This is a genomic window from Mycobacterium sp. OAE908 (assembly GCF_017872775.1).
GTDB lineage: Bacteria > Actinomycetota > Actinomycetes > Mycobacteriales > Mycobacteriaceae > Mycobacterium.
Genome location: NZ_JAGGJL010000001.1, coordinates 2,854,017 through 2,875,009 on the forward strand (window position 1 = coordinate 2,854,017; position 20,993 = coordinate 2,875,009).

Annotated in this window: 17 protein-coding genes; 6 read left to right on the forward strand and 11 right to left on the reverse strand. The window is 63.7% G+C overall.

From position 1 onward, the window contains the following. Positions 1-113: 113 nt before the first annotated feature. Positions 114-1,241 carry a saccharopine dehydrogenase NADP-binding domain-containing protein gene (locus J3E61_RS14095; RefSeq protein ID WP_210083969.1) on the reverse strand — a complete coding sequence of 376 codons (1,128 nt, stop codon included), beginning with the start codon at positions 1,239-1,241 and terminating at the stop codon, positions 114-116. 140 nt (positions 1,242-1,381) lie between these two features. On the opposite strand from J3E61_RS14095, the gene J3E61_RS14100 reads away from it, so the two are divergent. Further along, a complete protein-coding gene (locus J3E61_RS14100; protein WP_210083970.1) occupies positions 1,382-1,849 on the forward strand; it encodes a VOC family protein in 468 nt (155 codons plus the stop codon). Between the two features lie 17 nt (positions 1,850-1,866). Here J3E61_RS14100 and J3E61_RS14105 read toward each other — a convergent pair whose 3' ends face one another. Together J3E61_RS14105 and J3E61_RS14110 are read right to left on the reverse strand one after the other, a co-directional pair. After that, the gene (locus tag J3E61_RS14105) at positions 1,867-5,229 is read right to left on the reverse strand and encodes an AAA family ATPase (protein ID WP_210083971.1); all 3,363 of its coding nucleotides are present in this window, start codon (positions 5,227-5,229) and stop codon (positions 1,867-1,869) included. A gap of 166 nt (positions 5,230-5,395) precedes the next feature. Then, entirely contained in the window at positions 5,396-5,911 is a 516-nt protein-coding gene (locus tag J3E61_RS14110) for a TetR/AcrR family transcriptional regulator (RefSeq protein ID WP_210085552.1), read from the reverse strand. Positions 5,912-6,046: 135 nt separating this feature from the next. Between J3E61_RS14110 and J3E61_RS14115 the strand changes: the two genes are divergently transcribed. Beyond that, complete coding sequence (locus tag J3E61_RS14115; RefSeq protein WP_210083972.1) at positions 6,047-8,257, forward strand: MFS transporter; 2,211 nt, start codon at positions 6,047-6,049, stop codon at positions 8,255-8,257. A gap of 5 nt (positions 8,258-8,262) precedes the next feature. On the opposite strand, the gene J3E61_RS14120 is transcribed toward J3E61_RS14115, so the two are convergent. From J3E61_RS14120 to J3E61_RS14140, 5 genes are all read right to left on the reverse strand, one after another. After that, complete coding sequence (locus tag J3E61_RS14120) at positions 8,263-9,498, reverse strand: FAD-dependent oxidoreductase (RefSeq protein WP_210083973.1); 1,236 nt, start codon at positions 9,496-9,498, stop codon at positions 8,263-8,265. Between the two features lie 4 nt (positions 9,499-9,502). Next, complete coding sequence (locus J3E61_RS14125) at positions 9,503-9,691, reverse strand: ferredoxin (protein ID WP_192725290.1); 189 nt, start codon at positions 9,689-9,691, stop codon at positions 9,503-9,505. After that, positions 9,688-10,653: a metal-dependent hydrolase gene (locus tag J3E61_RS14130; protein ID WP_210083974.1), complete on the reverse strand. Its 966-nt coding sequence runs from the start codon at positions 10,651-10,653 to the stop codon at positions 9,688-9,690. Before J3E61_RS14130 ends, J3E61_RS14125 begins: the two co-directional genes overlap by 4 nt. Before the next feature lie 153 nt (positions 10,654-10,806). Then, positions 10,807-11,508 (reverse strand): DUF4194 domain-containing protein, encoded by a 702-nt coding sequence (locus tag J3E61_RS14135; RefSeq protein WP_210083975.1) that lies wholly within the window; start codon positions 11,506-11,508, stop codon positions 10,807-10,809. A gap of 207 nt (positions 11,509-11,715) precedes the next feature. Continuing rightward, complete coding sequence (locus J3E61_RS14140) at positions 11,716-12,198, reverse strand: hypothetical protein (RefSeq protein WP_210083976.1); 483 nt, start codon at positions 12,196-12,198, stop codon at positions 11,716-11,718. 112 nt (positions 12,199-12,310) lie between these two features. Here J3E61_RS14140 and J3E61_RS14145 point away from each other — a divergent pair, with 112 nt between their 5' ends. After that, positions 12,311-13,102, forward strand: a complete 792-nt coding sequence (locus J3E61_RS14145) for a DUF4239 domain-containing protein (protein WP_210083977.1) — start codon at positions 12,311-12,313, stop codon at positions 13,100-13,102. Positions 13,103-13,107: 5 nt separating this feature from the next. Here J3E61_RS14145 and J3E61_RS14150 read toward each other — a convergent pair whose 3' ends face one another. The 3 genes from J3E61_RS14150 to J3E61_RS14160 form a co-directional block, all read right to left on the reverse strand. Beyond that, positions 13,108-14,553 (reverse strand): DUF3375 domain-containing protein, encoded by a 1,446-nt coding sequence (locus J3E61_RS14150; RefSeq protein ID WP_210083978.1) that lies wholly within the window; start codon positions 14,551-14,553, stop codon positions 13,108-13,110. Positions 14,554-14,893: 340 nt separating this feature from the next. Further along, positions 14,894-15,331 carry a hypothetical protein gene (locus J3E61_RS14155; RefSeq protein WP_210083979.1) on the reverse strand — a complete coding sequence of 146 codons (438 nt, stop codon included), beginning with the start codon at positions 15,329-15,331 and terminating at the stop codon, positions 14,894-14,896. A 462-nt stretch (positions 15,332-15,793) separates the two neighbouring features. Beyond that, positions 15,794-17,206, reverse strand: a complete 1,413-nt coding sequence (locus tag J3E61_RS14160; protein WP_210085553.1) for a Fis family transcriptional regulator — start codon at positions 17,204-17,206, stop codon at positions 15,794-15,796. A gap of 619 nt (positions 17,207-17,825) precedes the next feature. Between J3E61_RS14160 and J3E61_RS14165 the strand changes: the two genes are divergently transcribed. Genes J3E61_RS14165 through J3E61_RS14175 form a run of 3 tightly spaced genes read left to right on the forward strand, consistent with a single transcriptional unit; the run spans position 17,826 to position 20,979 of the window. Beyond that, positions 17,826-18,290, forward strand: coding sequence for a helix-turn-helix transcriptional regulator (locus tag J3E61_RS14165; protein WP_210083980.1), 465 nt, complete (start codon positions 17,826-17,828; stop codon positions 18,288-18,290). Then, positions 18,287-20,317, forward strand: a complete 2,031-nt coding sequence (locus J3E61_RS14170; RefSeq protein WP_210083981.1) for a DEAD/DEAH box helicase — start codon at positions 18,287-18,289, stop codon at positions 20,315-20,317. Before J3E61_RS14165 ends, J3E61_RS14170 begins: the two co-directional genes overlap by 4 nt. A 35-nt stretch (positions 20,318-20,352) precedes the next feature. Continuing rightward, the gene (locus tag J3E61_RS14175) at positions 20,353-20,979 is read left to right on the forward strand and encodes a hypothetical protein (protein WP_210083982.1); all 627 of its coding nucleotides are present in this window, start codon (positions 20,353-20,355) and stop codon (positions 20,977-20,979) included. The last annotated feature ends 14 nt before the right edge of the window (positions 20,980-20,993 follow it).

Sequence of the window (20,993 nt, forward strand, 5' to 3'; positions counted from 1 at the left end):
CGAGTTTCGAGCAACTTGCAACTCAATCGATTGCCTGCCACACCGGACACGGCCTGCGATCAGATAGATCAGGCCATAGCCGCACTGACGGCTGTTTCGAAACAGGCGAGCCTCTAGGCGATACCAAAGCCCCGGTTCGCAAGTTGTTGCAGGAATGATTCGGGCTCAACAATCAGGCCCATTGGATGCAGGCCTGGTGTACGCGCCGAAGGACACTGTGGGTCCGCCCACTGCGAAATGTAGGCGGCGACTACGAGCCCCGTAGCCGTGTACTCGTCTCCGTGGCTGACGCTCACACGAATTCGGCCGGGTGCGCCGTCGACCTCACCGGTGGCCTCGACAACCAAGATCGCGCCGAACGGTGGGCGGGCGAAACGCCGCATGCCCCATCTGAGCAGCCGGCTCGCGGGGTCACGCACCCTATTAGGCGCGACCTTCATGGTCATCAACGCCGTTGGCAACGCAACGAAATCAACGAAGCCGTTCACTGAGCCGAAGTTGGCGGCTTCACGCAGTGACGGGAAACGCGGCGGGACGCCGCGCAGCTCTTCGGCGAAAAGTAGGGAACAGCGGCGGCGGCCCCAAGCCGGCCCGAGGTCAAAGGATCGTCCGTCGAGGGCGCCGCCGACGGGCCGTCGTTGCCACGAACCGTCGCGCCACAGGAGCGGTTCGAGGTGGGGGAGTTCTTCGACGATCTCTGTTGTCGTGTCAGGGGGCCAGCCGTTTGGATTGCTCACAGCGCCACCGACGAAGACGGTCTCCATTCGATCGAGTCGACCACCGGCGAGGCGCATCAAGAATGCCGGCAGGCCTGGTGACATGCCGGCGTCGGTGACGAGGCAGCGTCCTGACCTCTCGGCGTCAGCCCGAAGCGGTTCCATGGGATGAGGCGTCCGCGAAGCGTTGATGGATACCACGTCGGCTCCGGCGGTGATGGCTGCCCGTGCGACGATGGCACCGAATTCCTTGACGTGGGCGGCTATTACGACGATTTGTGAACCGTCGATGGCACGCGCCAAGCTAGCCGGGTCCGTGGCATCGACGACGGTCGTGGAGACGCGGTCAGCGTTGTGTTTGGATGCCAGTTCCGCAGCGGCTCGCTGGAGCGGGGCTGCACTGCGGGCGCCCAACACGACGGAGACGCCTGGGCTGTCCAGCAGCGCGGAGGCGACCCGCCCGCCGGCCAGGCCCGATCCACCGACGATCAGGACGCTGAGTTCAGATGCCGAGGGTTGCGCCATCTCCGGTCCCCCCACTTCGTCGCTACGTTTACTATCCGGCTTGTCGCAGTGCTGGGTAGAGCAATGAGTCAACAGAGGACAAGCTCGATTCCCATTGCAAAAACTTCGATCGCCGTAGCCCGAGTGGCAGCATCTACTCCATGGAGAGCACACTCGACCGTCCGGACCAAGTGGGCCTGAGCCATCTTGGACTGTCAGTGGCGAATCTCGAGCGCAGCATCAGTTTCTACTGTGATGTCCTCGGAGCAATACTGGCGCGCACCCCGTACGACGGAGACAGTCCCGCGTTTTCCGGCCGCATGGCTGTCGTGGTAATCGGTTCGCTGATAATCGATCTCTATGAGCACAGCGGCAACGGGGGTGCCCAATTCGACCCAACCTCCACCGGCTTAGACCATCTCGCGCTAGTTGCTCAGTCGTCGGAGGATCTTCAACGGTGGACGCGTTGGCTCGACCTTCAGAAGGTCAAACGGTCGGAAATCCGGACCGCTCAGGGTATGGGCTCCATGTTCGACTTCGCCGATCCCGACGGCATCCAATGGGAGTTTCTCTATCTCGACCCGGAGAAGCTCAAGCAATTGGAAGCCTATGTGCAAGACTCGAACTAGAACCCACGATCAGAGCGTCACACCCCGGCAGGCACCCGATCCTTCGCCCGCATCTCTTGTCGTAGCGAGGTGAACTCCGAGATCGTCCTCGTCGCCACCGACGCCACCGGCCTAGCGTTACGGCCCGTCGGTTCGGTCTTCGACACCATCACCACACTGTCGATGTAGGGCTGAATCGTCGTGGCGTTCTGCACCGTCGCGACGATCACCAGCTGGAAGCCGAACTTGCGGAACGCCTGCAGCGCCTGCTGCGCGAACTGCGGATCCGACTTGCTGAACGCCTCATCGAGCATCAACTGCGCGAAAACTGGTTTGTTGTCGGTACTTTCGGGACTCGCCAGGTTGAAGCTCAGCGCGCCCGCGAGGCAGAACGCCATCAACTTCTCCTGTTCGCCACCGGAGTTGTCGCCCGCATTGCTGTGCGTGCGGATCAACTCGTCGTTGGCCACGTCCCACTCCGCGCAGTCGAACGTGAACCGATTGCGCACATCCAGCGCGTCCCGCGTCCACGCCTTGTCCTCCGGCGCCGTCGACGCCAGCCTGTTGCGCAGCCGCAGAATGTCGGCGTACTGGTCGAGGATCGCCTGCTTGTCGCCCAACCCGACCTCCGCGATGCGGCGCGAGATCGACCGCACAATCTCGGTCAACTCGGCCACGGCCGGGAGATGCCGCGGCGTCGCCCGCAACGTCAACCGAGTGCCCCGGTTGAACTCCACCGCACCCAAACCCGTGTTCACGCGGTCGATCTGGTCGCTGATCCGCCGCGCCTCCTGCTCGGCGACGCGATGCAGCGTCAGGATCGCGTCGGGCGCCTGCTCGGTGACCAATCGCATCATCCGCTCGTAGGCCTCGGGCAGTTCGCGCTCATCGATGTGCTTGCACAGCGCGACGTAGTCGTGCACGCGCTCATCGAAATCATCGCTGTCGTTCGGGATCGCGTCGGGGAATGACGTGTCAAACGTGTTGAGAATGCGCGCCAGTTCGTCGTAAGAGCGCCGCCGGCTCTCACGCAGTTGCTCGCGTTCCTTCTTGATCGCGGTGAACAACGCGTCGCGGTGCGGTTCGGGATCGAGCAACTCCAGCGAGACGGGAAGCGCAGCGGCGTAGCGGTTCAGCAGCTCGGTCAGCGGCTCGGACACGAACGCCGGTGACAGCCGCTCGGCCAGTTCCATCAGCCGGGTGCGGCGCTCATCGAGTGCGTCACGTCGGGTCTGGATCGCACCGCGACGCGTCATGAATTTCTGTATCTGCGACCAACATTCGTCGGCGCGGGCGTTGAGCGCGTCGAGGTCGGGGTTCTCGGCCATCAGCAGCTCGTACTGCTCGCGCAGCCGCTCGGCGTGCCCGTCGGCGGTCTCGGTGTCGATCTGGCTCCACTGCGGGTACTGCTCGCAGATCGCCTTGCACGCCGCCGCGCGGTCGCGCCACTGCTGGCGCTGCGCGGCGATGTCGTCGGCGACCCGTCGGGCCTTTTGGTAGGCCTCCTCGGCGGCAGCCAGCTCGACGGTCAGCGCGTTGATCTTCGCGGTGACATCGCCCTGGTACAGATATTCGGACTGCTTGACCGGGCGCCGGTCGTCCTTGATGGCCAGCCGGTCGGAGTCCTTGTACAGCCCGGTGTCGGTCACGGCGCGACGGAACCGGTCGAACACATCGGGCGTGTCGACGCAGACGTGGTCACCGGCGTTGGTGATGACGTCGACGGCCTCGGCCGCGCAGGGATGCGAAGGATCGACGGCAAACAGCTTGCCCGCCAACGTATTCGGCTCGGGCTCGACGGGCTCGGCGCCAAGGAGCTTCGCCCGCACGTGGTGCAGCTGCAGTCGCCCGCGCATGTCGGTCTCGTTGACGAACCGCAGCACCTTCTCCCAGTGCTGGTCGGGCACGAGCAGGCGCAGGCCCGCGCCGCGCAACACCTTCTCGACGGCTGTGCGCCAGCGGGTCTGGTCGGACTTGAGGTCCAGCAGTTCCGCGATGTAGGGCAACTCGCTGGCGTCGGCACCGACCTCAGCGCAGATGTGGTCGCGCATCGCGAGCGCGAACTCCGGCAGCGCGGAGCCGACGTGCTCGACACGCTTGAGTTCCTTGGCAGCGTCGTCGCGGGCGATGCGGGCGGACTTCTGCGCATACTCCGCGTCGGTGGACGCCTCGCGGTTGCGTTCGACCTTGGCCAGCATCTCGGTGGCCTGGGCGAGCAGGTCCTCACGCAGGTTCCAGAACTCGTCGGCGGTGTCCGGGACCTCGATGTCATGCGCGTTGAGCAGGTCTTCGTAGGCGGCGCGACGGCGCTCGACCTGCTCGGCCTCGGTCTCGGCGGCCGTCACCTGGGACTGCAGCGGAGCAATGTTCGCGCTGGAGCCGCTGATCTGCGCGTTGAGCGAATCCGCTTCTGCCTTAGCGAGATTCAGTGACCGCGTGACGTCCTCGTACTCGTTCTCGAGCTGGTCGATGGTGCCGTCGAGCGTCGCGATCTGGGCGGGGCACTGCGCCAGCCGGACGTGATCGGTATACGCGCGCACCATCGGCGCGTCGACGAGGTCGATGATGCCGAGGTCCGACGACTCGGAGGCGTAGCGCTGCTGGATGGTCTCGATGTCGCCGAGGATCTTGCGCTTCTTCTGCGCGACGGCCAGCAGTTCGCGGGCCTCGACCAGCGGGTCGATCTGCTTGAGTGCCTCGGGCAGCCGGGCCAGGCTGTCGGGTTCGTCGAGCATGAACTCGCGGACGAATTGCTCAAGTCCGCCAACGCTTTTCAGTGACTTGGCTTTGCCGAGCAGCTGCTGGGCGGCGTCGGAGGCGCGGATGCCGATGGTGGCGTACAGCTGCGCGAGGTACTGCGACTCGACCTTCGTGGAAAACCGCCAGTCCTCTTTGAAGACGGCCGCGTCGAAGCGGCCCGCGGCCCAGCGGTTGCAGACGTCCTCGATGTCGAGGTCGCCGTCGCCGAGCACGAATCGGCTCGAGGAGTCGTTGCGAGACTCACCGGTCAGCCACTTGAGCACCAGGCCGGTGACGGTGCGTCCGGAGTCGCTGGCGTAGGTGACCGCGACCGCCGACCAGGCGGTGCCGTCGCCGCGCAGATACATCACCCGGCTGGTGCCGCCATCTGACCGCTGGCCCCAGGCGCCGCGAACGTACTTGTCGACGGTGCGGCGGCCCGCGCTCGACCCGGCGGCGGTGTTGTCGCCGGAGGCGTTGAAGTTGCGGCGGTTGAACGGCAGGAAGCCGAGCGAAATGGCATCCAGCAGTGAAGATTTGCCGCTGCCGGAGGCGCCGGCGATCAGGGCGCCGCCGCTGCTGAACGGGATGGAGTGGTAGCCGTCGAAGACGCCCCAGTTGATGACCTGCAGTCGGGACAGGTGAAACTGCTCAGTCGTCATCAAAGGCTTCCTCGGTTCTCATCGACGCTCCAACATAGGGCACGGGGACGACAGATCTTGGGTGCGACGGGGGAGTGTCGGGGCCTTGTTGGCGCGACGCTGTAAGCTGATTGAACTAGTGCGAAACACGAGGCTGATGAGGCTCAGGAGGATCGTCGGAACCGACTCAACGGGCCATGGCGAGCACGTCGCGGACCAGTTGCCGCGGGTATCCGGGTTCGACTTCAAGCGCGAACGCGACGCGGTGGTAGAGCGGGGCAATGACGTGGTCGAGGATCTGGGGGACGGTCGGGGTGCTCTCGCCTCGTTCGCGGGCGCGCTGCACCATCTCCAACGCCTGCTCACGACGCGTCTCCATGACGGGGCAACGCGACACGACCTCGACGCGCGCCGACACCGTCGCTCGCAGATAGCGGGTGCGCTCCGGGCGGGTGATGTCGCGAGCGATGATCTCTGCCCACTCCGTCAAGTCTCTTTTCAAAGAGCCGGTGTCGGGCGGTGACTCGGAGCTTCGCGTCAGGGCAGCGACCGCAACCTCCTCGAGCAGTGCGTTGACGTCGTCCCAACGCCGGTACAACGTCGTCGGATTGACACCGGCCCGTTCCGCAATGAGGGGAAAGCTGATCTTGTCGGCACCTTCGCCGACGAGCTCGCCGACCGCCGTGTAGATCGCGGTCAGCACCCGACTGCTGCGCCCTCCTGGACGACTCGCGGCTGACCTCTGCGACACGACAGATCATAAGCAAAAATATTTGCTTTAAGCAAGGCCGACGCCCTACTGTGCTAAAAGCAAAGAAGTTCTCTTTAGGGGAGTGTTGTGCTCAGCCGTCGAATGTCGTTTCTGGTTGCCGGCACCGCCGGTGCCGCCACACTCACCGCCGCCGCAGCGCCGTCCCCGCTCTACCCCGTCTATCAGCAGATGTGGGGCTTCTCCGCGTTCACGCTGACGCTGATCTTCGCCGTCTATGTCTTCGCATTGCTCGCTGCGCTGCTTACCGTCGGCTCGCTGTCCGACCGGGTTGGGCGTCGTCCTGTCGCCTCGGGCAGCCTGGTGCTTCTCACGCTGGGAATGCTGCTGTTCGCGAACGCAGGCGGTCCCGTCGACCTGATCGTTGCGCGCATCGTGCAGGGCTTCGCCGTCGGCGCTGCGACCGCGACCACCACGGCCATGATCATCGATTCGGCAGTAAACCCGCGGGCGGGCTCGATCGTCAGCAGTGCGGTCCCTTCGCTAGGAATCGTGATCGGGGCGGTCCTCTCCGGCGCTCTGGTTGAATTCGCCCCGTTGCCAACCGAACTCGTGTTCTGGGTGCTCGCCATTGCCTATCTGTTACTCGCCGCGCTCGTGTGGTTGATGCCCGAACGGTCTCGCCCTGAGTCGACATCGCGGGAGTCGATCTGGCGATCACTTCGGCCGAGCATCGCCCTTCCGCGCAGCACGCGACCGCTCTTCTTAGCCCTTGTGCCGTCAATCGCCGCGACGTGGGCGCTCGCGGGACTGTATCTGTCGCTCGGTTCGTCCGTACTTGGCACTGTCTTTCACCTGCGCAGCCATTTCGTCGTCGGCATCGTGATAGGAGCTCTCTTCGCCGCGGGAACAGTGGGCGCCGCAGTCTCGACAGTCCTTGCCACGCAACGGCGCCAGTGGTTCGGCTACGTAAGTCTCATGCTGGGTGTCCTGCTCACTGTCGCAGCGATGTTGATGAGCTCACTGCCGCTCTACGTGGTCGGATCGGTCATCGCGGGGCTGGGCTTCGGCGCGGCATTCCAATACGCCATCAACGCGCTCGGCGAGGCAGCGCCGATCGCCCAGCGCGGGCAGGTTTTTGCGACGACATACATCGTCAGCTACCTCGCATTCAGTGTGCCGGCGCTCGCTGCCGGGTTCGCGGTAGGGCGATTCGGGCTGAAGTCAACAGCGGTCACATACGGGGCGTTGGAAGTCACTCTCGTTGTCGTTGCGATGGTTGCAGGCGCCGTGCAAGCGCGGCGCGGAACTGACAGTGGGCCGGACGCTGTCTCGACATTGGTTTCGCGCCATTTCGGAACGCCTCGGCACACGACCCACTACCTCGAGTCCGGGCCGGCAGACGGACCGCTGATGATCTTCCTCCACGGCTGGCCGGGAATCGGCTTGACGTGGCGCGCACAGATGAATGCGTTCGCGGCCGATGGATGGCGCTGCATCGCTCCCGATCTCCGCGGCTACGGCGACTCGTCTGTCCCAACACTCAACTCTGCCTACACCATCGAGTCAGCGGTAACCGACATGGCAGAGCTCCATGACCACCTTGGCGGCGAGGCTGCGATCTGGGTTGGCCACGACTGGGGCAGCATCGTCGTAGGCGCGATGGCCGCCCACGAACCCGAGCGTTGCCGCGGCATCGTCTTGACTTCGTGGGCATACTTCCCAAGGGCGAACAGTCTGGCCACGCTCGTGTCACTAGTCGACCGAACGATATACCCGACAGACCAGTATCCAGATGGCCAGTGGGACTACTACCGTTACTACACAACGAATTTCGGCGCGGCTGTCGCTGACCTCGACGCCGATCGCGCAGCAACTCTTGCCTCGATCTATCGGCCGGGCGACCCGGATGCCATCGGAACTCCGTCGCCCACCGCGGTGGTCACGCGCAACGGAGGCCGTTTCGGTTCCGCGCACCGCGCTCCGCCGACTGAACCCCACCCAGCGCTGTGGCCTCCAGCGGACTTCGACGCGCTGGTGCAGGCTTATGAGACTCATGGCTTTGGCCCACCCTGCGCGTGGTACACGAACGACGAAGCCAACGTCGCCTACGCGGCCACCGCTCCCAACGGCGGACTCCTGTCGCACCCGGTCCTGTTCGTCAACGGTGAATGGGATGTCATCTGCAGCATCACCGGCAATCGCCAAGGTGATCCGATGCGCGCGTCCTGCACAGACCTCACCATGGTGAGTCTTCCCGCGGGACACTGGCTGCCACTGGAACGGAAGGCGGAGCTTGTTCAGGCAATCCGCGCCTGGCTTCAAAGCAGGAATCTTTGAGACGGTCAGTTGTCGTCTTCGTCAGTCTCAGTTGGGCTTTCGCCGTTTGCCCGAGGGGGAAAGGCTGCACCGTCACTGATCGCCTTGCGATAGGCCAGCACGCGTCCTGGAATCGTGGACAGCACCGCGATGGTGCGGCCATCGCGGCCGTAGGCGGCAGTGAACCTCCACTCGTCTGGCTGTCCGTCGACTACGGTGAACGAATCGTAATCCGTTGGCACACCGAGCATCTGGAGCTTGACGTCATATTGGTCGGACCAGAAATACGGAAGCTCGTCGTAGGTGTCGGCGCTGTCGGGACCGGCAAGCAGGGTTCTTGCCGCGGCCTCGCCTTGGCGCCCGGCGTGGTCCCAGTGCTCGACCCGCAGGTGGCGCTCGTAGCGCGGGTGCCACCAGCGCGCGACGTCACCTGCGGCGACGACGCCGCTGCCACCCTCGACGATTCCAGTCGCGTCGCAGACGAGGCCGTCGTCGATAGGCAGTCCGGACCCGTCGAGCCACTCGGTCGCCGGGGTGACGCCCAAGCCGACGATGACGAGATCGGCCGCGATTTGTGAACCGTCCTTGAGTCGCACGCCTTCGACGCGTCCGTTACCCGCGAACGTGTCGACGTGTGCGCCGATCCTCACGTCGACGCCGTGCATCTTGTGCAATTGCGCCCAGCACGAAGCCATTTCGGGGCCAAGCGCCGAGAACAGAAGACCGTCGCTGCGTTCGATCAGTGCGACGTCGAGCCCGAGCATCCGGCACGTCGCGGCGACCTCGGCGCCGATGAACCCGCCGCCGACCACCGCCACGCGGGCACGGCCGGCGAGCCGCTCGCGGATGGCGAGGCAGTCGTCGACGGTGCGTAACAACATCACCCCGTCGGGCACCTCGCCACCAGGCCAGGCGCGCGGGGTGGCGCCCGTGGCGATGACGAGGCCGTCGTACTGCAGCGACAGTGGCGTGCCGGCGTCGTCGAGTTCTAGGGTGCGCGACGACGGATCCAGTCTGCGTGCCGACGCACCGCGCAGGACGCGAGCGTCGAGATCGAACTGGGGAGCCAGGTCAATGCCTGCCCGTTGGATCTGCCCGCTGAGCAGTTTCTTGGACAGTGGCGGACGGTGATAGGGGGCGTGCCATTCGTCGCCGACGATGGTCAGCGCATCGTCGTAGCCTTCCTTCCGCAGCGTTTCCGCGGCGCGCATCCCCGCGATCCCCGCCCCGACAACGACGATGTCGCGAAGGTCGGTAGGCATACGGCTAGTCCTCCACCGTGATGGCCTGGGTGGGACACGACACTTGCGCACCGATGATCTGTTGGCGCAGGTCATCGCTCGGATGGTCGTCGAGCACATGCAGGCCGTCTTCGCGGACATCGAACACTTCGTGGCAGATGCTCATGCAGACGCCGTTGCCGTCACAGGTATCAAGGTCGACTGCTACTTTCATTGAGCTGCAACCTCTTTCGTATCGGCGATCTGCTGGCCGCTGGTCATCTCCGCGCCCTGAGGTCGTTGCCGAGCGCTGGCGCGTTCGCGTGCCGCTTTGGCGGCCGGCGAGTACTCGAGGTAGTCGATGGCCATCTGGGTGTCGCCTTCCTGGTTGGGATGGTGGCCGGGCCGCAGGTAGCGCAGCGGCGCGGACAGCAGCAGCGTCCACCATCCGGGCAGCAGACCCTTGCGCGCGGCCCGCGTCCAGTCACGCCAGCGCCACTTCTGGTCGATGCTTGTATCGGCGGCCATCAAGTAGCGCGCCCCGGCAATCCACCAGCCGACGAACAGTGGCGTGGTCATCAGCATCGAGAAGGCGCGGATGAAGTAGTTGCCGCTGACGTGTTGATAGACGTCGTAGACCAGCGAGCGGTGTTCGACTTCCTCGGCGCCGTGCCAGCGCAACAGGTCGAGCATCATCGGGTCGGCACCGGCCTCCTCAAGGGCGCGGTTTTTCAGCACCCACTGCCCCAGCATCGCGGTGAAGTGCTCGAGGGCGGCCACGTCGGCCAGCCGGCGATAGAGCCACCACCGGCGTAGCGGTGGCGGGAAGAACTTCGGCGGGTCGCCGAGCATGGCCGACAGGTGGCGTCCGAGGCGGTCGGTGTAGGCCTTGGTGTCGATGCCCTGCTCGGCGAGATGGTCCAGCACGACCTGGTGCGCCCAGGCGTGCCAGGACTCCTGCTGGACGAACGGTTTGATGGCCGCTTCCAGCTCTGGGTCCTCGACCAGTGACGACGCCTCCAGAACGGCTTTGATGAAGTGGCGTTCGCCCTCGGGAAGCAGGAGGTGCAGGACGTTGATCATGTGCGTGGTGAACGGGTCGTCGGGCACCCAGTGCAGCGGTGTCTGCGACCAGTCGAAGCGGACCATGCGGCGATACATTGGATGCCCGTCGTGGTGCAACTGGACTTCTGGCATGAACTCTCCCCGGATGTGACGGCGGTGTCGGTGTCCGTCGGCTACCCGGGTTTGATGCCAGTTATGCGTACCGGCGGTACCGGATTTTGAACAGCGGAAACATGCCCTCTCTCACAGCTTTTCGTCAGTCAGCTGCCAGGCTGTCACAGGGGCTCAGTCGTCCGGGTCCTCGACCTCTTCTTCTGCCGGCGCGCCGCCGTTGAGGAGTTGTTCGAACTGCTGCTGGAGTTCGGTGATGACCGAGGCCGTCATGACGGCGGTGATGACGGGGGAGATGGTGTAGCTGTCCTCGTCGTCGCGGGTCTTGCGGAGGATCTCCAGGCCGGTGAGGCGGGCGATGGCGCCGTCGATGCGGGCGGCGAAAGTGACGGCATCGCGATCGGTGTCGTTGAGCACGCCGGAGAACAGGCCGTGCATCTCGTCGCGGCTGATGACGACGGCCTGCCCGGCGTTGGCGCGCATCATCTGGGCCAGGTGCAGGGCGAGGATCGAGTCGTAGGTGCCGAGCGGCTCGCGGCGCAAAAGCTTGATGCCCCTTGCGGATTCGTAGCGGGCCTGTTCGACGAACGCGACGTCGGTGCCGTCGACGATGCGCAGCAGCAGGTCGAGCTCGGACAGCCGGACGGACAGCTCTTTGCGGTACTCGAGGACCCAGCTGTAGACGTCGGCGTCGGCCTCGGCGCTGATGTAGCGGCGGGTGAGCAGATGCTGCAGGGCCCAGCACGCGCGGTCGGGTAGTTCGGAGACGTCGCCGTCGAAGCGCGGGCGGCGCTGGACCGGCGGGCGCGCGTGCTGGTCGACCTGGGGAAGATCGGAGAAAGCAGCGAAGTCGGCGTCCTGCTCGGTCGTGGTCACCTGCGTTCCTCGCTTTGTAATTGGTCGGACGCCCCAACATAGGCCACGGCGCCGACATCTCCGGCGCGGGACGGGGTCGTGTCGGCGCAGAAATTCGAGGTCTCAGCGTTTGCCGACGTCAGCGGAATGTCCGCGCTCCCAAGGCATTGCGATCATTCGGCGGCTGGTGGTGCCGCTGTGAAATCTGATGCCTATGTTGCCAGCAGCTCAGTGTTTGGGTTGGCGGTTGGCCACTATTTCGTAGCGGTGGGACAGCAGCCGCCATTGGACCTGTAGCACCGCGAACAGGAACGCCGTGCTGATGCCGAACAGCAGCACACCGTTCACCGCTTGGAGCGCACTCAGCATCTGGAATCGGGTGGGCACCGCCAATCCCGGTACATCGAACGTCGTCATGGTGGCCAGCGCGTAGACGGACGCATCCGTCACCGAGTCCAGGGCGCCGAGGCCCCAATACGCCAGGGCCCACAGGAAACCCTCGACCCCGTGCAGTGCGGCCAAGATCAGCGCGACAGCGCCTATGTGGCCGATCATCGTCGGGACCGCGCGCAGCCGCTCGGCCGTGGGCTTGTCGGCACGGACCCGAATTCTGGCTTCCAGACCGAAGGCCATCACCACCACCGCGGTGGTATGGATCGCGATGGTGAGCACGATGAGCGCAAGGCCCACGCTCCAACTCGCAAGATCCATCCATCTTCCCTACCACCGGCTACGTGGGCAGACGGCCGATTCGCCAGCCTCGGAGCGACTAACGAGCGTGTACTGGGGGTATCCAGATGCTTCTGACATGTGGGGGTAAGCCGTGGGCGACTTCGGGATCGCGGGTCTGTGGGTGCTGCTGGCCTTGTCGCTTATCGCGGCGGTGGCGGTCGCGGCCGCGGCCGTATGGCTGGCGAACCGCACGCTCCCAGACCCGGTGAGCGAGGGACACAACGGAGCGTTGTCACCGTTCCTGACGTGTGTCGGCCTGGTGTATGGCGCACTGTTGGGATTCGTCATCGTGGTGGCGTGGGAGCAGTTCTCGTCCGCGGAGACCAATGTGTCCAACGAGGCGTCGACGTTGATCACGATGTACCGCCAGACCGTCGGCATGCCGGTCCCGGAGCAGACCCAGATGCGGGTGCTGCTGCGCAAGTACGCAGACGCGGTCTCTGGGCCCGAATGGGCCAGCGCAATACGCGCCCGCACCGGAACCGAAAGCGCGCGAGACGCACTCAACGACATGTACCGACTGCTCGGCAGCGAGAAGTCCAGTGTCGCGAGCAGCCCGATCAGCCAGAAGTTTCTAGACCAGCTGGGCACCTTGGCGTCGCAGCGCAATCAGCGAATCCTGGACGCCAAACCTCGAATACCTGGGCTGCTGTGGACGGGGCTGCTCTTCGGCGGTGTCGTGCTGCTGGGGCTCGGCGGTTTCATGCGGCTGGGCAGCACGCGGGCGCATCTGGGGCTGCTGAGCGCGGTCGCGGTACTGCTCGGATTGCTGCTTTTCGTCGTGTTCTGGCTCGACCATCCGTTCGGCAACCAGTTGGGTGTGACGTCCGAACCGTTCGAGCAGTCGCTGACGGTTTTCGACTCGATCGATCGCGGGACCTGACCGGGTTACGTCGCTGCTCCGGCGAGGGTGGTGATGGGTTCGGTGAATGTCAAACGGGGAACGGCGATTTCGCGGTCGCGGCCGTCGAGGGAGCGGAAGCGGACAGTGGTTTCCTCGGCGGCGTCGGCGTTTGGCTGCTTCAGGGCCCAGGACCACAGCACGATGACGTGGCCGAGATAGGCGGTATCGAGCATCGCGACGGCGTCGGGCAGACTCACGGGCCCGGAGGTGATGGCGTGGTTGAGCATGTCGGACATGGCGGGGGCGTCGACCTGGGTGGTCAGCGCGGCGAAGCTGGTGAGGTCGACTTCGGTGTCGCCGGGCTTGGCGGGCTTGGGGTTGGACAGGTCGCCGATCCTAAAGCCAAGGGCGCCAATGGAACTGATGGCGTGGCGGGCGAGCGGGACGTCGATGTCGAGGCGGGAGTCGGTGAAGCTCGATTTGAGGAGGGCGCGGGCGGCGCCGATGGCGTCGTTGAGTTGGCGGGCGACGCCGCGGCTCTGTTCCATGGTGCCGAAGGCGGTGAAGCGTTTGACGCGCTGGGCGCAGCGCTGCTGGATGCGTTCGACTTCGTCGATCTGGTGGCCGACGAGTTCGAAGAAGCCGGCCATGACCTTGCGTAGGGCAGGGTCGAGGGCGGGCAGCGCTTCGGCGACGGCGGCGACGTCGGCTTCGAACTCGGCGCGTTGGTCGGGGTCGTTGATCATGCGCAGGAAGGCGCGGTGGGAGTCGCGGCCCTGGGAGTCCCAGGCGGCCTGGTAGTCGGTGTACATCTGGCGCTGGCGGTCGCGGTACTCGGTGTTGGTGTCGATGGGCTCGTCGAGCGCGGCGGTGGCCTGCTCGATCATGGTGCCGTATTGGCCGATGTCGGTGATGAGGCGTTCCATCTGCAGGGCGATGGCGCGGGCCTCGTCGTAGCAGTCGGTGACGTCGGGTTGGGGGCGTTGGCCGGTGTCGAGTTGGTCGAGTTCCTCATGGAGAGAAGCGATTTCGGCTTCGATGTGCTTGCGGATGCGGGCGGGGTCGTTGTCGACTTTGACGGCGACTTGCTTGAGGCGCGAGGCGATGCCGGTGATGGAGCCGCCGGTGGCGATGGTGTCCTGGCGACGCATGGTTCTTAGGAAATCGAGCGCGCGGCGGGCGTCCTGGGTCAAGTAACAGACGTTGGTGTCGTGGCGTTCGTCGACGATGCGGTGCAGCCAGCCCTGGGCGGCCCAGGACTTGATGAGCGCGAGGCCGGACTGGGGGTCGTCGAGGTCTTGCAGGTCGCGTTCAAGGCGGACGACGAGCTCGGTCTCGGGGACGGCGCCGTCAGCGAGGTGGCGCTCCATGAGTGTGGCGTAGAGGCTGAGGTTGGTCGTGGCGAGGAGGCGTATTGCGCGGGAGCCCTGCAGGTCGCGGTTGAGCTCGAGCAGGTCGGTAGCCGAAAGCCCCGCGTTGTCATCGTGCACCTGCGTTCCTCTATTCAATGCGTCCGTGCCGGGGCTTCAACATAAGGCACGACGCCGACAACTTGGGCGCGAGAACGGTCGTGTCGGCGCGGATCTTCATCAGGTAGGCACTTGCCAGCCGAAAGCGAATAGTGTTGTGGGCAGGGGGCTTCGCGATTTGCCCGGCGGTTGTTATCGCTGTGAAAGGTGTGCTTGTGATGCCTAGCTCTGCATCTTTCGTCGCTACCGGCATTGCTCTGAGTGATCGGTTATCCGCCGCGAAAGCCTAGTTGGTTCCTTGGTAGCGGCGACGCCGGGTGTCAACGCGTTCGACCAGCCGGTCGGTACGAATAGCGCACACTCAGCCCATACGGTTGCAGTAATTAGTGATGAGGTGAATTTGCTGACTAACAAACACCAGCTTGGCGTCAGAGGTGCGGGACTTGAGCATGCCTTTCTGCCACGCGTAGTCGTAAAAGCCGCCACCAAGGTCGCCCCCACCCTTCAGCCAGACGAGCGCACTCAGCAGCGCTTTGCGTCCCAACAACCCTTCGATCTCGGGGAGGGTCCGCTCGTTGACCTCCGCGAGCAACGCTCCAATTGCCCACCGTCCTTGTTCAGTATCGAGTCGGAACGGAGTCAAGCCCGTCCGCTCACCTAGAGACTGATTGAGGTCCGAGTACGTAATCCTGGGATCAGGACGTCGCCCCTGTTCTAGCAATATCTCGGCCGCCGCGGTAGCCAATTCATCCCACTCGTCGTCGGTGCGACCCGCACGGTCGGCGGCTGTATTCTTCATTTACTCTTCGTCTCCCAATACGTTCGACGTGCAATGGCCTTCTAGTCGCAGTAGCCGCACTTACCAGTCAGCGGCAGCTGCATGCCGCAAACGCAGCAGTAATCTGCTCCGCGCCGGACACTGCGAGAGCGCTCACCACCGGGGCGGACGCGATTGATCGGGTGCTCTACATACCAAGTTCCCTTGCGCGAACTGGGCGCCCGTCCGGCTCCGACCCCGGCGACACGGACAATCTCTTCCTCGGAGGTGAATCCGGTCGTGTACCCAAAGTAGATGTGGAGATCCGGCCGCCCATCCCGCCTCACGGCCTTTACATACGGCTTGCCGGATCTGACTACGGCGGTGTACTTCACGATGCCTACCGCGGTGGTGAATCGCCTTATGAACTCATGATTCTCGGCTGGAATACGGGTCCTCGCCAACGCGGCGAGGAGAGAATCGGACGCACGATCGTCGGTCATGTTAGGCGACCGCATTCGCCGCAGTATCCGCAGCGACGCCGCCCCTTGCGTGGGTCAACGCTGCCAGTGCGTCCGCAAGAAGCCGCTCGATGCCAGAATGGATTGCCGTACAGGCGCTTTCCACCTTGTCAGCATTCTTGTGAATCGACCCGGCGGCCTTCTTAATGTCGTCGATCTTATCGAGCTGCGCGACAGCCTCTGAAATCTTCTCCTCGGCTGTGACGATCTGCTCGCCGCCGCGGCGTGAGTTGGACGACAGGGCGGCAGCGCGTAGCAGCATCACCACCGTCCGAACCAGGTCGGGATCATCGGACGTCGGATCGTAGGCCAGGACGATTCGACGCGCTCCGAGCGTCCGGATCGAAAACCCTCCGTTTTGCTCTACGGTGCGGACGAGGCCGAGTGCCGCGCCGGCGTGGCGATTGCGCTCCGCTTCCTCGAGATACTCGGCCCACCCCACGCGAGCCGAGTCCGTCATTTCGACGACGACGCGCGCGGATCCGCCGTCGATGGTGAGGAGACCGTCGCCCTTCTTCGACCGCGGTACCGCACCGACGATCGCGCGCGTGTCGATATATTCGTCGCCGAGCCCCGCGGCGATCGACGACAGTACGTTGTTCACCTCGTTCTCGTAGGTGTCCCCTTTGATCGGCGTCACCTTGCTGAGCGTGGTTCGCGCTTCTTGCACTTTCAGGGCCGTTGAGAGGTCATCGATCTTCTGCAATACGACATCGTGGTTCTTGTCGATCTGCTGAACCAGCTGCTGTTGACGAGCCTCGAATCCGGCAGTGTGCTTAGCCATCGGCGACGTCGGGTCGCTCGGATCGAACTGTTTGACTGCTTTCTCCATTACCTCGGCGATGCTGGACTTGCTCCGGGCGTCCAGCGTGGTGCTAAACCCGTCGAGAAGCGGTTGTAAGCGGTCGAGCAGTTCAGGGTGCTCACCGCCGAACGTCGACCGGATCGCCTCGTTCAGATCGGCCTTCGCCGCGGCTACCGATTTGGTGAACTCTTTGCGACTCGCCTCGTCGGCCTCCACGATCGCTCTTTTCGCGTCGGCTGCGGCCTTGACGACGGTCTCCGTAGCATCCCTGACTGCTCGTTCAGTGTGTTCGGCCGCCTTATTGGTCGAGTGGGAGGCCTTCTCTCCCACCTCTTTTAACATCCTCTCGAGGGCATGCGCGTCTTGCGACTGCCCAGTGGCGGACAACGCATGTGCGCCTATCTTTATGGCCTCGGTGACGAACTCCGAAAGATCGGCGCCGACTAGCATCTCGTGTTCGACGACGGGGCCTCGTTCGCCGGTGGTCCAGCGGCTCGCTTCGCGAGTTACGTCCTTGTCGCACACCGTCAGATGCTCGACGACAACTGCATTGGCGGCGCCATCCCAATATGCGTGGTTGTCTGTTCTCATCGCGTGATCCTTGTGCTCCGCCCGAATGGACTCTGCGGGATGGCGGAACTCAATGGCCAAGTGCACTCGAGCCTCGGAGGCTCCGTGAAGGCTGACTCCAAGTGCTTCGTAGCGTGGTCTGCCAACTCCGTCCTGCGGCTCGCGAGGAAGACTCGACGTGGCCCGGACGCCTTATCGATCCGAGTACGCGGAGCGGGTTGCGTGATGTGTGACTGGGTAGGCGACACGCCTCCTCCAGACTCCTGACTCGTGAGGTGCCAACCACGGCAACTTGGGCATAAGTATGTGCGGCGCTCCTGTCGGGACGTGCTCAATCCGTCGGCTTCGGCGAATCGGCGATTAGTGCCGGCTGCGTGCACAGCCTCGAGCGCTTCGCGCTTGTCTCGGAATCGGACCTTCTTGGAGACGGGGCAACGACTGAGGTGACGTCGTCCATGGGGACGCGAGCCCACGGGGCGGCGTTCAACATGACTACGCATCGCGGTGCTGTTCTGCCTGCTCATAGGGTACTATTCCTTCTAGGAGAAGCGATCTGCTGCTGTGGGCCGTGGTTCTCCGCGGGTAGCAGAAATATTATGCATAATTCTGCTACCCGTCAAGAGGTTCGCGAAAGGTTTTTGTGGCCGGAGATGCAGCTGCCGAGTTCTTTGGTAGAGCGCTTGCCGCGGCAAGGTCGGAGCGCGGCCTCAAGCGAATGCAGCTCAAGGACCGATCTGGGCTGAGTTATCCCTATATCTCGGAGATCGAGAACGGTGGCAAATATCCGTCGCAACGAGCGATCCAGTCGCTTGCTGACGCTCTCGACATGACGCCGTCCGAGCTGCTCGCGCGTGCGGAGCAGATCGAGCTTGATGACGGTGGAGGGCGCGATACAGGCGGTCGAGCTACGGCCAACACGGACGCGTTGAGGCTCGGGCCCCAGTCGTCCTCATCGGATGCGAGGCGACAGGGCGATGACGATCTCGTCGGCCGTTTGACAGATCAGGTCATGCGTGCGATTGAACAGCCCCTGCGTGACTGGCTTGCGCGTGAAATTCAAATGACCGTCCGGGAAGAACTCTTGCGCCAGCGAGATGATGGATGACTATCAGGACGAGAGACTTTGAGCTTCATCCCTGGCAACAGGATGCCGTCGACGCGTGGGTGCAGGGTTACGAGTCGCATCCGTTCACTGGCACGCTGGAGATCGTCACTGGTGGAGGAAAGACACTCATTGCGCTCGCTTGCGCCGCGCGGGTTGCAGAGCAGGCTGAGGACCTTCATCTCGCAATAGTTGTTCCGACGGAAGCCCTTGCGCGGCAATGGCGGCAGAACCTTCTTCTGCATACGACTTTGAAGCCGGAGGAAGTGGGTCTGCTTGGTGCAGGCGGCAAGGCGACTTTCACGGATCGCCGAGCGATAGTTGCAGTGATAAACACGGCCTCGACCAAGCTGCCTCCCTTAGCTGCTAGTGGTCAGCCTCTTATGTTGATCGTCGACGAATGCCACCGAGCTGGCGCTCCCAAGTACCGAGAAGTGCTGCGCACACGCGCGCCCTTCCGGCTCGGACTGTCGGCTACCCCGGATCGCGAGGAGCTCGACGAGAGCGGTGAACCACTCTCGTATGACGAGCAGGCGGTCGGGCAATCGCTCGGTGGAGTCGTCTACCGGTTCACGCTGAAGGACGCACGGCGAGCGGGTTGGCTTCCCGAGTTCAGTTTGCATCACCACGGTATTGCGCTGGCTCCGGATGAGCGACGCGAGTACGACACCATCAGCCGTCGCGTCGATGACGCGGCCGACAGCCTTCGGGCGCATGGCGTAGAGCCGGTCCGAGCACGGTCTATTGCAGGGCGTAAAGACGAAGCAGGCGATGCCGCTAGGTTGTGGGTGCAACTCACCGCTCAGCGCAAAGATCTTCTGTACCGGGCTCAAGAGCGTCAGCGTGTGGCCCAGCTCCTAACGGCCCAGTTGTTTCGCGACGGTTCTCGACCACGCGTACTACTTTTCCACGAACGAGTACACGAGGCCGAAGCTCTCTTCGACCTGTTGAGTCAGACACTTCCCAATATTCGCGTCGAACTCGAGCACTCGAAGCTTCCGGATCGTCGCCGTACGGCAGCTCTCGCCGCATTTGCCAGCGGGGCAGCGCCGATTCTCGTGTCGGTCAAGTCCTTGATTGAGGGCATTGACGTGCCTCAGGCTGACACTGGGATGTCAGTCGCGTCGACCTCCGCCGTTCGTCAACGCGTCCAGGCCCTTGGACGTGTCTTACGACGAGCTATCACCGAAGCTGGAGAGTCGAAGGTGTCGACGATGCACCTTTTGTACGTGGCCGACACTGTCGACGACCTCATTTACTCAAAGGCTGACTGGACCGATCTCACAGGAGCCGCTGCTAACCGGTACTGGAGGTGGAAGTACGAGGCAAACGAGCCTGACTCCGTCGATACGCCTCCGAGGACACCGCGGCCAACGGAGGAACAAGCGTGGGATCTACTTGGTCGCCGCATAGCGGACGACCCAGTTCCGTGGCCGGGCATGCCGGTCGGGCAGGAGTACACAGTCAAGACGAACGGATCAGTGCATAACGCGTTTGGAGCTCAGATCGCGAACCCCCAACAGGTCGCGCAAATGGTTGCGCGGGTACGAGGACGTCGGGGTGGGCGTTTTCGCGTGACGCCTGAGTTTGGGCTCGTCCTCGTGTGGCAACCCACATCCGACCAACCGACCTTTTTTGTCGTTGGTCAATTGAAAGAGCCGTTTTGCGTCGTCCCCGAAGTCGACGCGACGACCGCAGCTGCCGAGCGGTTTGAGGTCGGAGCGAGGTACAACGGTCCGGGCGACAAGGCCGGGGGAACATTCAAGGTGAGTCAACGCGGCGGCGGGTTAATCGAACGCAGGGTGCGTGGAGGAGCAGAGATCGCTCAAGTCGCGGGCACCGGTCAAAGTGAGCAAGAGGCAAACGCCCGCGAAATCCTTGCTGCGTGGGAGAACCTGCAGCGGTCGTTCTCACGGTTTTTCGTGAACTCGCTCGGCCATGCCTGGTATGAGAGTTCAACAGGCCGCCAGTTTCTCGGGTTGGTTGAAGAGGGGTTCGCGTGGCCCGATCGAAAGGGGGATGACTCATGAGGTTAGAGCTGTACACGGGTCATACTCCATCGAATGTGGCGAAAGACGCGAAGTACACCGTGACTGCCCACGGCGAAGTCCGGCTTACCTATCGCGTCAATGCGCGTGAGAAGGAATTGCTGACGACGGCGAAGCATCCAGAACTCGTAGAGATGGTCAATGCCATCAAGCTGCAGCTGAACGGCGTACCCGGTGGGGTGTTCTACATCAATGAGTTTGGCGACGTGCTCGTACCCGGCCTAGAGGCAGGCACTTGTCACTGGGCAGGTTGCTACGAAAGGACACTCAAGTTCACGTTCGGTGACGGGTATTTGACCCCAGAGGCGCCGGCTGGTCTGCGGCCAGGCGAGAAGTGGCCGGGGCCGCACCCAGGCGTGCGGTATGTCTTGAAAGCGGGTGGTGGCGACATTCGCTACCAACGGAAGAGTGGCAATCGGGTCACCGATATCTACCTGTCGGACGAAGTCGGTGCGAGCGCAGCAAGCGCCACGGCAGCCCGAGTTAGAGCCATCAAGGGATCTGACGGTGGCCGCTTCTACATCAACGAACGATGCGAGCTCTTCGCACCTGTGGCATCGAATGACTATGAGCATTTCGTGTACATAGGGCACCTCGAGGACAGTGCGTGGTTCGATCCGCCGGAGGAATACGAGAGGCCCTGACCACGCGGTGTGTC

What these genes read in the sequence shown, in the direction of transcription:
- J3E61_RS14095 (WP_210083969.1), bottom strand. Translation starts at nt 1,241, where the DNA reads ATGGCGCAACCCTCGGCATCTGAACTCAGCGTCCTGATCGTCGGTGGA.
- J3E61_RS14100 (WP_210083970.1), top strand. Translation starts at nt 1,382, where the DNA reads ATGGAGAGCACACTCGACCGTCCGGACCAAGTGGGCCTGAGCCATCTT.
- J3E61_RS14105 (WP_210083971.1), bottom strand. Translation starts at nt 5,229, where the DNA reads ATGACGACTGAGCAGTTTCACCTGTCCCGACTGCAGGTCATCAACTGG.
- J3E61_RS14120 (WP_210083973.1), bottom strand. Translation starts at nt 9,498, where the DNA reads ATGCCTACCGACCTTCGCGACATCGTCGTTGTCGGGGCGGGGATCGCG.
- J3E61_RS14125 (WP_192725290.1), bottom strand. Translation starts at nt 9,691, where the DNA reads ATGAAAGTAGCAGTCGACCTTGATACCTGTGACGGCAACGGCGTCTGC.
- J3E61_RS14130 (WP_210083974.1), bottom strand. Translation starts at nt 10,653, where the DNA reads ATGCCAGAAGTCCAGTTGCACCACGACGGGCATCCAATGTATCGCCGC.
- J3E61_RS14140 (WP_210083976.1), bottom strand. Translation starts at nt 12,198, where the DNA reads ATGGATCTTGCGAGTTGGAGCGTGGGCCTTGCGCTCATCGTGCTCACC.
- J3E61_RS14155 (WP_210083979.1), bottom strand. Translation starts at nt 15,331, where the DNA reads ATGAAGAATACAGCCGCCGACCGTGCGGGTCGCACCGACGACGAGTGG.
- J3E61_RS14160 (WP_210085553.1), bottom strand. Translation starts at nt 17,206, where the DNA reads ATGAGAACAGACAACCACGCATATTGGGATGGCGCCGCCAATGCAGTT.
- J3E61_RS14170 (WP_210083981.1), top strand. Translation starts at nt 18,287, where the DNA reads ATGACTATCAGGACGAGAGACTTTGAGCTTCATCCCTGGCAACAGGAT.